Source organism: uncultured Sunxiuqinia sp. (genome assembly GCF_963974515.1).
Taxonomy (GTDB): domain Bacteria; phylum Bacteroidota; class Bacteroidia; order Bacteroidales; family Prolixibacteraceae; genus Sunxiuqinia.
The window spans coordinates 74,226-86,739 of the sequence record NZ_CAXBDD010000004.1 but is presented as its reverse complement, the minus strand read 5'-3'; the positions used below and the strand labels follow the sequence as shown (position 1 = coordinate 86,739).

General features: G+C 45.9%; 8 protein-coding genes. 7 read left to right on the top strand and 1 reads right to left on the bottom strand.

The window, feature by feature from the left end:
• The first annotated feature begins 8 nt into the window (after positions 1 to 8).
• The 4 genes from cobA to AAC033_RS02300 all read left to right on the top strand — a co-directional run bounded on the left by cobA (position 9) and on the right by AAC033_RS02300 (position 5,270).
• Complete coding sequence (gene cobA / locus AAC033_RS02315) at positions 9 to 797, top strand: uroporphyrinogen-III C-methyltransferase (RefSeq protein ID WP_339734949.1); 789 nt, start codon at positions 9 to 11, stop codon at positions 795 to 797.
• Between the two features lie 155 nt (positions 798 to 952).
• A complete protein-coding gene (locus AAC033_RS02310) occupies positions 953 to 1,486 on the top strand; it encodes a CHRD domain-containing protein (protein ID WP_339734948.1) in 534 nt (177 codons plus the stop codon).
• 304 nt (positions 1,487 to 1,790) lie between these two features.
• Positions 1,791 to 4,562, top strand: a complete 2,772-nt coding sequence (locus AAC033_RS02305; protein ID WP_339734946.1) for a phosphoenolpyruvate carboxylase — start codon at positions 1,791 to 1,793, stop codon at positions 4,560 to 4,562.
• 12 nt (positions 4,563 to 4,574) lie between these two features.
• Positions 4,575 to 5,270 carry a hypothetical protein gene (locus AAC033_RS02300; RefSeq protein ID WP_339734944.1) on the top strand — a complete coding sequence of 232 codons (696 nt, stop codon included), beginning with the start codon at positions 4,575 to 4,577 and terminating at the stop codon, positions 5,268 to 5,270.
• Positions 5,271 to 5,733: 463 nt separating this feature from the next.
• Here AAC033_RS02300 and AAC033_RS02295 read toward each other — a convergent pair whose 3' ends face one another.
• Complete coding sequence (locus AAC033_RS02295; RefSeq protein WP_339734942.1) at positions 5,734 to 8,655, bottom strand: FAD-linked oxidase C-terminal domain-containing protein; 2,922 nt, start codon at positions 8,653 to 8,655, stop codon at positions 5,734 to 5,736.
• A 488-nt stretch (positions 8,656 to 9,143) separates the two neighbouring features.
• Here AAC033_RS02295 and pta point away from each other — a divergent pair, with 488 nt between their 5' ends.
• The 3 genes from pta to AAC033_RS02280 are packed head-to-tail and all read left to right on the top strand — an operon-like array spanning position 9,144 to position 12,377.
• The gene (gene pta / locus AAC033_RS02290; protein ID WP_339734940.1) at positions 9,144 to 10,148 is read left to right on the top strand and encodes a phosphate acetyltransferase; all 1,005 of its coding nucleotides are present in this window, start codon (positions 9,144 to 9,146) and stop codon (positions 10,146 to 10,148) included.
• Positions 10,149 to 10,159: 11 nt separating this feature from the next.
• Positions 10,160 to 11,140 carry a 3-hydroxyacyl-CoA dehydrogenase family protein gene (locus tag AAC033_RS02285; RefSeq protein WP_339734938.1) on the top strand — a complete coding sequence of 327 codons (981 nt, stop codon included), beginning with the start codon at positions 10,160 to 10,162 and terminating at the stop codon, positions 11,138 to 11,140.
• 28 nt (positions 11,141 to 11,168) lie between these two features.
• On the top strand, positions 11,169 to 12,377 hold the full coding sequence (locus AAC033_RS02280) for an acetate kinase (protein WP_339734936.1): 1,209 nt from the start codon (positions 11,169 to 11,171) through the stop codon (positions 12,375 to 12,377).
• Positions 12,378 to 12,514 lie beyond the last annotated feature (137 nt).

Sequence of the window (12,514 nt, the reverse complement as noted above, 5' to 3'; positions counted from 1 at the left end):
ATATATAAATGACAAATTCCAAATTCCAAATTCCAGAACGGCAACCCGATGCACATTTGATTTCGATTGTGGGAGCAGGCCCAGGTGATCCTGAGTTGCTTACCGTTCGTGCTTTACGGCGGATGGAACAGGCTGACGTGATCTTATACGATGCCCTGCATGGAACCGACATTCTGGATTTGGCGGGCCCGGACACGCAAAAGATTTACGCCGGCAAGCATTACCAGGATGGGCAACATCAAACCGAACGTCAGGATAAAATTCATCGCCAGCTAAAACAATTTGCTGCTGAAGGCAAACGCGTGGTGAGACTGAAAGCTGGCGATCCCTTTATTTTTGGGCGGGGAGCCGAAGAATTGGCATTTTGTTTACAGGAAAACCTCCGTGTCGAAGTGGTCCCCGGTATTACAGCGGGTTTGGCGGCTGCGAGCTGTTTTCACATCCCCGTTACCCTGCGCAATGTGAATAGCATGGCTCTGTTTTACACCGGGCATAAGCGTAATGGGGGTTTTGAGAACATGGATGAAGTAGCGGCCATCATCAAAGCCAATGCCCCCGTGATGGTATACATGGGCTTGAAAAATCTGGTGCTTTTATCGAACGAATTGATGAGCCGCCATGTGCCGGCCGATGTGCCCATGCAAATTGTTAGTCGGGCAGGGCACCCCGATCAGCAACTCTTCACTTCCAGTCTGGGAAAAATTGAGTCGGACCTCAAACGAATCGATCCGCCCATGCCTTCTGTCATTCTTATAGGAACTCATGCTCACCAAGTAAACAGTAATTCCATTCTGTAAGAGTCTTGTAATGCATTGGTAGATAGGCGTATGTTGTTGGATTGAATGCTGTGTCGATTTATCTCACAAAGAAAAAGATATTTCGATCTTAAATTCGAAACATTTCATGGGTTTAGATAGTATGAACTTTATAAATACATCTAAATCTTAATGTTATGAATAAAGTCTATTTGTTTTTGCTTGCTTTGAGTTTGGTCTTTACTTCTTCGTGTGAGAAAACTGAGTTGCAGGAAGATTTCCAGACGGATGTTGAACTAAAAAGTGCCCACATGAAAATGACGCGGAATTTCAGGGCGCATCTCTCTTCGGATCAGGAAGTCCCTCCTGTTGAATCCTTGGCTACCGGTCAGGCGACTTTTCAACTGAGTAAGGATGGAGAAACGCTCAGTTATAAATTGATTGTAGCCAACATTGAAGATGTTCGGATGGCACACATTCACCTCATACCGAGTGGAGGGGTTGTGGCTTGGTTGTATCCTGCCGGACCGCCACCGCAGCTGATTCCCGGAACAACGAACGGGATTTTAGCTGAAGGTGAGATTACAGCAGACGACCTCGTCGGCGCTTTGGCTGGAATGGAGCTTAAAGATCTTCTTGATAAGATGGAGTGGGGACAGACCTACGTCAATGTGCATACAGTAATGTATCCTGGAGGAGAAATTCGCGGGCAGATTAGTGGTGGAAAGTAAGCGAATACGGCTTACGATTGTCGGGCCTCTCAAGCAATTGGGGGGCTTTGTTTTTTTGAGACGCGGATGGTTTGCCAATTCTTTATCGATTGCCCGTGGATTAGTTCGTCTTTTTTTGAACTGATGCTTCCTTGTAGCTGTTTAACTGCTGGAAGAATAAAAAAATGACGATGAAACGAGCCATGGAAACCACTGTTTGCTCCCAAGGGAATGTTTATCGGCGAGTTCCATACGTCGATGTTCACAAAAAAGCGATGAAGTTTAGTAGAAGAATTATACAAAGTTAATTAGAAACGATAAACATATGAAATCAGTCTTCACGCAAGTACAAAATGCCTTGGGAAAACCTTACGATGATTTGGAGTTTTTGCTGAAATGTTTTGCCGAAGTATTAGCCGAAAGTGATAAGCAAGAGTTGGTGAACCTGATACCATGGATCAATTCGCCACGGCAGCCCGCCGAAAACCTGCTGTTGAGCAATGATTACATTCACCTGCTCTCCATGTGTTTCCAGATGCTCAACCTGGTTGAAGTCAATGGGGCGGTGCAAAGCCGTCGCGCTAAGGAAGAAGAAAGTATGAGCCGTGTGAATGGCTTGTGGGCCATCAACTTCCAGATGTTAAAAGAAAAAGGGATTTCGGAAAAGCAGATTCTGGATGTTTTGCCCGGGGTGCTGGTTGAGCCCGTGCTTACCGCACATCCCACTGAGGCCAAGCGCTCTGTAGTCCTACAGGAATACCGTAAGTTGTATTTACTGTTGGTGAAACGCGAAAACCGGATGTATACGCGCATAGAGCGCGAAGACATCCGCGACGAAATCAAACAAATTCTTCATCGCCTGTGGAATATTGGCGAAATCTACATTGAAAAACCCCGGCTTGAATCGGAGTTAGATAATATTTTGCATTATTTGACCGACGTTTTTCCGGATGTGGTTGTCTTTTTGGATAAGCGACTGAAGCAAGCCTGGAAAGAATCGGGCTTTGATACCAATTTATTGAACGACACGGACCTGTTTCCCGGCTTGTCGTTTGGAAACTGGGTTGGGGGAGACCGCGACGGCCATCCGTTGGTGAGCGCCGAAATAACCCGGATGACTTTGAATAAGTTGCGGATCCATGCCTTTATCATCGTGAAAAAAGAGCTGCTTGCACTGGCTCAAAAACTCAGCATTTACCTCGATATCCAGGAAGTTGGAAAATCGTTTCGTGACCGGGTCGCGCACCTGGCCAAGGAACTGTCAACGGATGGCAAACAGATTCTTCAGGAACACAACAAGGAAATTTTTAAGGCTTACGTGCTTCTGTTGCTTCATAAACTGCCGATTGATCTCAGTCAGGAATACAATATGACGCTGGAAGATCGTGAGAACAGTTACCAAAACTCGGACCAGCTGGTGGAGGATTTGAACTTTTTGGCCGAAGAGCTTGAAAATTATGGAATTCCGGAAGTGGCGCAGGTGGATGTAGGCCGTTGTAAACGGCTGCTCAAAGTTTTTGGGTTTCACCTGGCACAGCTCGATATCCGGCAAAACAGCCAGTACCACGAAAAAGCGCTTTCGCAGCTGGTTATGGCCTCGCTCGGAGAGAGCGGGGAAAGTCGGATGGAGGCGACGCCGGAGGCTAAGCGCGCCTTCCTTGATGCCGAGCTGAAAATCAACCGACCCTTTTTGGTCGATCATTCGGGTACGGGAGAGGAAGCCCGTAACGTGATTGAAAGTTTCCAGGTGGTCAGCGATCACATCAACAAATACAGTCGCCGATCCATTGGCAAGCTGATTATTAGCATGACCCGGAATACGGAAGATTTGCTGACAGTCTACTTGTTTATGCGCGAAGCGGGCATGACGTTGAAATACGGAGATTTTCTGGCGGCAAGACTACCGGTAGTTCCGCTGTTCGAAACCATTGAAGATTTGCAGACCAGTACCAAAATTATAGATGATTATCTGAGCCATCCGGTGGTGATGAACAGCCTGAAATACCAGCGTGATCGGAATAAAACCGAAAAGCTTTACCAGGATGTAATGATCGGGTACAGCGACAGTAATAAGGACGGAGGAATTTTGGCCAGCTCGTGGTTTTTGCACGAAGCTCAGCAGGCGCTAACCAAAGTGGGGCAGAAGCATGGCGTGATCATCCGTTTTTTTCATGGTACCGGCGGCAGTATCAGCCGGGGCTCGGGGCCATCGCACTGGTTTGTGAAAACGTTACCCCAGGGATCAATCAACGGGAAATTGCGGATAACCGAGCAGGGTGAAACCATCGAGCGAAAATACGCACACAAGGTAAATGCCGCCTATAACCTTGAGTTGATGCTGGCCAGCGTAACGGCACAAACACTTTTGCACAAACATTTTCCGGGCGAAAATGACTTGGTGGCCGAGCTTTTTCACAAGTTGGGTGAGCGCGGGCGCGACTTTTATCGTGAGCTAATTGGCGATTCCGATTTCATTCGCTTTTTTGCCGAGGCCACCCCAATTGATGTGATTGAGTCGAGCAAGATTGGTTCGCGGCCGGCGCGACGGACCGGCAAGCGGACCATGGAAGATTTGCGTGCTATTCCCTGGGTGTTTAGCTGGTCACAGTCGCGCTTCAACATTACCAGTTGGTATGGTGTGGGATCGACCCTCAAAGAAATGCAAACGAAAAATACACCCGAATATGAGCAATTGGGCAAGCTGGTGAAATACCATCCGTTTGTTCGGTACGTCGTGACCAACCTCGATTCGAGTCTGGCCGCCACTGATGAACGCATCATGGCCAAATATGCCGATTTGGTGGAAGATCCGGCGATTCGCGACCGGATGATGGGCAAAATTATGGCGGAATTAAGCCTGACCCGCGAGATGTTGTCGGATTTGCTTAAGAAACCGTTTCAGGAACGGAGAAAAAATCATTACTTTTCAACGCTCTTGAGGGCTGAAGCGCTGAATCACTTGCACGAAGCCCAAATAGAGTTGCTCCGAAAGTGGCGTAACAGCCGAAGCAAGCAATTGCCCGGAGAAGATGAACACCTTTTTGCTTTGCTCCAATGCGTCAACGCGATTGCCAACGCGCTTGGTTCAACCGGATAGAAACGATTGAAAATGAGTAATACGATTGACCAGCGTATCCGAACGCTTTTTCCTGATGCAGCGCCTTTTGAACAAGTGCTGGCGAGTTATTACCAGCGAATGACACAAGAGTATGGGCTGGATGTGAATCAAACGATCGCGGCCGTATCGCTTTGCCCCGATGAGCTGAATAACCCGGTCATTGAAAAAATCCGCGATTTTTTCGGCCATGTTTTTCATTTGGGTGGCTTAACTGGCTATCCGTTTACCGGCGAAACCGGCTTCAATGCTTTTGGCGACCACATTCCGGATGCCGGAACTGCTTTTATTTTCTTTGGGCCGCACTTGGCGATTAATGAAGAGCGGCTGGGCTATTTGCACCGGCCAGGTCAGGCGCGCGATACCCTTTCGTGTGGTGCAGCTTTGGCTGCCTACCAAATGCTGCTCGATGGCCATCAGGTTTTGCCCGATCAGCAACCCGATGATTATCAGCAAGCGAGGGTGAGACAAATGATTGCTCCCTGGTTGGATACCATTCCTCGTCACGAACCAGAACGCGTGTTGCTGAACATCTTGTTTAAGGAGAGTCATGCATTTGTGGTTAGCCAATCAAGACGAATCAAAGAGAAATTTCAGGCCGAAAGAGTCATCCTACTAGGGGCTCTGGTGTTGAACACCCCCCTGAACATGCCCGATTATTTGCAGGTAAAGTATTTTGAAACGCTGTAAGTTGAAAGCAGGGGAAACGCACTGAACCGGCAGCAGTCACTGAGCTGGAGACTCGAAGTCATCCCCTCAGTTGATCCAACAAGCCGTCGATTGCGGGTGAACAATTTTAACGTTTTGAACTTTGGAAAAGGTATTAATAATGAAACACATCCCTTCTATTTGCCGTTTTCCATATTTGATATTGATATATTATGATGAGGATATTAAATGATATTATCAGAATCACAAGTAACAGTTCGAGCTGTATAGTTTGACCGGCGCGAAACTTCTTTAATAAAATACAAACGAAATGACCTGGCTGGCTGCTTTGACATACTGATAGGACCATATCTCTCCACCTGCATAAGTAGATTTTGATTGTAGTGCCGGAAATATATTAATAGATCCGGCTTGTGCGGTCAAAAAATTCTGATCGTTCAATCCAGCCGGTTATCAGCCTATAAGAAGCTCGCTTGATCTTCGCTTACCTGACCTTTAATGCTTCATACAGGATTTCGACTGGGTGCGAGGCTCGACGCCCGGTACCTTCTACTATTTGATGTCGGCAGGATGTTCCCGGAGCTGAGATGATGGTTTCGGTTGGCGTTTGGCGAACAGCAGGCAACAAAACCAACTCCCCAATTTTTTGGCTCAGTTCGTAATGTTCTTTCTCATATCCAAATGATCCGGCCATACCACAGCAACCGCTTGGAATTTCGCAAACAGTATAGTTGATCGGAATTTCCAACATCCTTTTGGTTGGAGCTGTGGATGCCACCGCTTTCTGCTGACAATGTCCATGCAGTTTGATCTCCCGGATCTCGGTGGTAAACAGTGAAGCGTCAATGTTGCCCTGATCAAATTCCGCAGCAATAAATTCATCCAGCATCAGGGTGTGTTTTGAAAGTTCCAAGGCTTGATTTTTCAAGCTGGCATCAACGAGTTCTGGATATTCGTCACGAAATGCCAGGATAGCTGATGGTTCAATTCCAAGCAGTGGGGAGGTTTCACCTATGATGGGATACAAGTTTTGGACATTTTTGTTGGCCAGTTGCCTGGCAGTTTTTACCAGGCCTTTCGACAGGAAGGTGCGCCCGCTTTCGTGATGCTTTGGAATGGCCACTTCGTAGCCCAGCCGGTTAAGTAATAAGATTGTTTTAATGCCAATTTCACTTTCGTTTTCATTCGTGAATTCATCGGCAAACAGGTACACTTTTCGTGTGTTGGTGCCATTCAAAAGAATGGGTTTTTTATACCACTCCCGTAAGCTCAGTTTGGATAGGCTTGGAATTTTACGTTCAGGAGCAAAGCCGATGAGTGTTTTAAAGGTTTTTGTTCCGATGATGAAATTCGTGAGTGGCCGTACAATCCGTCCTAATTGGTTTAATCGTGGAAGATAGGCGATCAAACGAGTTCGGAAAGGAATGCCATGAAGCTCATAATAGTGCTGTAGAAATTCAGCCTTAAACTTGGCCATATCCACGTTCGAAGGACATTCGGACTTGCAGGCTTTACACGAAATGCACAAATCCAGCACCTCGTATATTTCTTCATGATCAAATGGACTGGCCTTATCAGACCGAGTTAGAAATTCTCGTAAAATGTTGGCGCGGCCTCGGGTAGTCTTGTCTTCATCTTTGGTGGCCATAAACGTGGGACACATGCCGCCGCCAATGGCGACGCTTTTTCGGCAGTCGCCCGAGCCATTGCATTTTTCAATTGCTCGTAAGAATCCTTTCTGCTCCGAAAAATCAAAAGTGGTTTCAAACTCCCGCGTCTGGCTAATCTGGTAACGCAAATTCTCCGTGATGGGTGGCGTATCCACTATTTTTCCAGGATTCAGCAAATTGTTGGGGTCCCAGGTTCGCTTGAGTTCTTTTATTAGCTGGTAGTTTTGCTCACCCAGCATAAATGGAATGAATTCACCTCGAAGCCGTCCGTCGCCATGCTCCCCACTCAACGAGCCTTTGTATTTTTTTACAAGGGTGGCAATTTCAGCAGCAATAGTGTGATAAAGTTCAACATCGGCTTCATCCTTTAGATTTAGAAGCGGGCGCAGATGGATTTCGCCCGTGGCGATGTGTGCGTATTTTACACAACTCAGTCCGTACTTTGCCAGAATTTGGTCAAACTCATCCATGTAGTCCGGTAAATATTCGGGAGCGACAGCGGTGTCTTCAATAACGGTTACGCTTCGTCTGTCTCCGGGAATATTGGACAGCAAGCCAAGTCCTGCTGTGCGGAGGGCCCATACTCGCTTGATTTTGTCGTTCCCCAGCACCAATGGAAAATGATATCCCAGATGAGCCGCACGAAAATCAGCTTCCAGCTTTGTTGCGATAGCATGAATTTCTTCCTCGGTTTCACGCGCAAACTCAATCATCAGCATGGCTTTCGGATCACCTTGAATGAAAAAACGGTTTTTGCGTTGCTCAATGTTTTCCTTGGTGCAATTCATAATGATATCGTCCATCAGTTCAATGGCTCCTGGTTGGTGCTTCAAGGCCACCAGGTTTCCACGGTAGGCCTCCTGTAAGCTATTGAAATGTGCACATACCAGACCTTTGTGTTTGGGTGGGAGCGGGATGAGGTTGAGTTTGAACCGCGTTGAAAAAGCCAGCGTTCCTTCGCTTCCGGCCAGTAGTTTGCAAACATTTATTTTTTTGCCGTTTCCAGTAAAAGGATCGGTTTCGAGCAAGGCATCCAGTGCATATCCGTTGTTTCTTCGCACTACTTTTGGATCGGGGTATTCACTTCGGATGCTTTCCTGGTTGGATGGATTTGAGAGTGTTGCTTTGAGGTTTTGATAGATTTTGGTTTCCAGGCTTTCCGGGTTACCGGAACACTTGGCGTGAAACTCATCGGTCGACAGGGCTTTGAAAACAACGGACGACCCATCAGAAAGCAGGCAGTCAGCTTCAAGAATATGATCACGGGCACTGCCGTATATCAAGGAATGCAATCCGCAGGAGTTGTTGCCTACCATGCCGCCAATACAGCAGCGATTAGCGGTCGATGTCTCCGGGCCATATTGCAAATCATGAGGTTCCAAAAACTGGTTCAGTTCTGCTAGATTAACGCCGGGTTCAACCACTATCCATCGTTCTTCAGGGTTGAATTCCACAATTCTATTCAGGTACTTCGAAATGTCCACCACAATCCCTTTTCCTACAACCTGTCCGGCCAGTGAAGTGCCTCCAGCCCTCGGAATCACCGACGTTTGATGCTCGCTTGCAAAAGCGATAATCTTGGAGAGGTCTTCGTCCGACCTGGGTTTACACACAGCCTGCGGAATTTCACGGTATGATGAAGCATCGGTTGCATAGATAATCCGCTGTACATTGCTGGTGTATACCTCACCTTCGAGCGATTGTTTCAGAAGATAAAATGGATCGGTTGATTTCATAGTTGAACAAGTTTCGAACCAAACAAAAATATCAATTTATTTTCGTGACAGACAAGCTTTCGCATGATGGTTTTACAGAATTATACGGATTGAGTCAACTGCGACGAGACAGAAAAAAGCAATCTTATGAATTTCTTAAACTGGAAGGCGGATTAATGCAATCGATTGCAAAATCAATCGTTTCCTGCCAGAAAGCAGTATATATGGAGGCTCATATTTCTCAGGATTGACAAATAATTAACCTGTTCGGCGAATATTAACACGTTATTTTAGCTACTTTTGCATTTTGAATCTTTTACTCAAAAGTTAAAAATCTTAAACTTTCAGTTGAAGACAACCGTAACAGATAGCAGTATGGCAGGAGGCAGCGGTTTGTGTGGAGGTTAAAAGTGGAAAAGAAAAATTGTTGGTGTGTCGGTTTCTTCTTTGAAAAGGATGTGAGCCGAATAATCAGCAGATATTAAATAAATCAGATAAGTTTTTTTCGAATGAAATTACTTGAACGTATTATCAAAAACTCGCAGAGCTATCAAAAGCGGATTGTACTCCCGGAAGGGACAGAACCCCGGACTTTGAGAGCCACAGAAATTATCTTAAATGAAAATATTGCCCGGATTATTTTATTGGGAAATCCGGTAGAAATTATGCAGGCCGCCGGAGAATGTGGCGTCAACATCAAAGGAGCCGTGCTGATTGATCCAAAAACAGATGAACGCCGGTCGCAGTATGCTGACCTGATGGTGGAAATCAGAAAGTCGAAAGGCTTAACCAAAGAAGCGGCGCTTGATTTATTGAACGACCCGCTGGTGTTTGCCCCATTGATGATTAAGAGTGGCGATGCCGATGGCGAAATTGCCGGTGCCGTGAATGCCACAGGGGATGTGTTGCGTCCGGCTTTCCAGTTTGTGAAAACCTTGCCGGGAGTCAGTGTGGTCTCCGGAGCTTTTTTGATGTTCATGAACGATCCGCACTTTGGACATGATGGAATTCTTGTGTTTGCTGACTGTGCAGTAATGCCTGATCCGAATGAGCGCGAGCTGGCTGAAATAGCTGTGACAACAGCCAAAACGGCGAAAGCAATCGTAGGTATGGAACCACGTGTGGCCATGCTCAGTTTTTCGACTAAGGGAAGTGCACAGCACGAACGGGTCGATAAAGTGGTGAACGCCACGCGGATTGCCAAAGAAATGGCACCCGACTTGAAAATTGATGGTGAACTACAGCTGGATGCGGCTTTAATTCCAGAAGTGGCCCGCTTGAAAGCTCCAGAAAGTGAAGTGGCCGGCCGGGCAAATATCCTGGTTTTTCCAGGCTTGGAAGCAGCCAACATTGGTTATAAACTGGTGCAGCGGCTGGCAAAAGCCGAAGCTATTGGCCCGGTTCTTCAGGGTATGGCGGCTCCAATCAATGATTTGTCGCGTGGTTGCTCGGTGAGCGATATTGTAAATATGGTAGCAATTACCTCCAACCAGGCTGCTGCCTCGTTCGAGTAAATAAAGTTGAAATGGCTAGTGAAGTGATTTATGAACCAATTGAAGAATTTGGTTTAATTAAGAAAAAGGTTTCCAAAGCCTTATTCTCAAAAATTGGAATTGTTGGTTGTGGGCTTGTTGGACAAAACATTGCCCGAGTGGCCAGTTTCTATGGTATTGAGGTAGTTTTTATTGAAGTTAGCGAAGATAAAATCAGAGATGCCTATCGCAATATCGAAAAAATTCTCGATCATCGAATTGAACATTGGGGGTTGACCCAAGGTGAGAAACGAGCTATTCTTTCAAGGATAAAAGGAACCCTTGATTACAAGGATTTAGCAGGTTGTGATTTTGTGGTGGAATCCATCCGAGCAGTTAATCGGGGAGGCAAAATCAAGGAACGCAAGAAAATCTTCCGGAAGGTCGAAGAAGTGGTTGATCGTGATTGCATTATCGGCACGAACTCAACCACCATTATTATTACCGAACTTTCGTCGGAGATGAAATACAAGGATCGCTGTGTCAGCTTTCATTTTTCGGTTTCATCGCGCGAAGCCCGGATTATGGAAGTGGTCAAAGGATTGTACACTTCCGATGAATCTTACGCGAAAGTTTGTCAGTTTGTCCGTTTAATCAACCGGAAAATAATTCCGGTTGAAGAATCCGCAGGCTTGGTCAGTGTTCGCCTTTTTGTGGTTTTGCTCAATGAAGCTTGTGAAATTTTGATGGAAGGCGTAGCCACCATGGAAGATATTGATACCACCATGAAAATAGGACAAGGGATGAGATTGGGACCATTTGAAGTTGCCGATAAGATGGGACTGGATAAAATTGTTCGCTGGATGGAGAATATTTATGCCGAGTTTGGTGATGTTCATTTTAAGCCATCACCGATTATCAAACGCTTGGTCCGGGCCAAACAGCTTGGCATATCAACCGGAAAAGGCTTTTATGAATACGATGGAGAAGGCAACCGGATTTTGAACAGCGCAACCAGCTCAACCATCTGTTAAAAACAATCTCAACGAAAATATTGAAGGAATGAAGATTCTGGTACTTAACTGCGGAAGCAGTTCCATAAAATATCAACTTTTCAACATGGATGGCCAACTTGTGGTTGCCAAGGGAGGGGTTGAAAAACTGGGCATGAAAGGCTCATTTTTAAAACACCATCATGAGGATGGAAGACAAATTGTTTTTGAAGGCGAAATTTTGGACCACAAAAGTGGGGTGGAATATATTTTGGGAGTTCTGACCAGCCAAAAATATGGTTGCCTGAATAACCTGGAAGAGATTGACGCGGTTGGTCATCGTGTCGTACATGGAGGTGAATATTTTCATGCCAGTGAGCTGATTACCGATGAAGTGATTGAAGCGCTGGTGAAGTGTACTGATTTGGCTCCCTTGCACAATCCACCAAACCTGAAAGGGATCAACGCCATGGAAGAACTGATTCCGGGAATTCCTCAGGTTGGTGTTTTCGATACCGCTTTTCATCAAACGATGGAACCACAATCCTACATGTACGGAATTCCTTACGTGCTTTACGAAAAATATAAAATTCGCCGTTACGGTTTTCACGGCACCAGCCATCGCTACGTGACCAAACGGGCCTGCGAACTACTGGGACGTGATTTCGAAAACCAAAAGATTATTTCCTGCCATTTGGGAAATGGCGCTTCGGTCGCCGCGGTAAAAGATGGTAAGTCATTCGACACCAGCATGGGATTCACTCCACTGGAAGGATTGGTGATGGGAACCCGCTCAGGTGATTTGGATATTGGAGTGGCCACTTACATCATGGAGAAAGAAGAATTGGGCACAAAATCAGCCAGCACTTTGTTCAATAAGCACAGCGGTATGCTCGGATTGTCTGGTATTTCATCGGATATGCGCGAAATAGAAGACGCAAAAGCCAAGGGCAACGAACGCGCTAAAATGGCTTTGGATATTTATAATTACCGGGTAAAAAAATATATTGGTTCGTACATTGCCGCGATGGGGGGATTGGATATTCTGATTTTGACCGGAGGAATTGGAGAAAACGCTGATACAACCCGTTTTGGAGTGGCTAGCGGATTGGAATTTCTCGGCATTCATTTAGATGAAGAGAAGAATAAAGGCTTCCGTTCGGAAGGAATTATAAGTACGGACGATTCGCCTGTAAAAATTATGGTCGTTCCAACAAATGAAGAATTAATGATCGCCTTGGATACGGAAAAGAAAGTTCTCGAACTTGCCAAATCGTAAGTTTTTCGGGCGCTAAGGTCGTAATCCGAAAGTTCAGGGTTAAAAATATTTTCCGTTTGACATCCGATACAGTAATGTGTCGGATGTTTTGTTTTTCAGGGGTTTAAAAACATTTTTTTAGATTGATATTTGTTCTG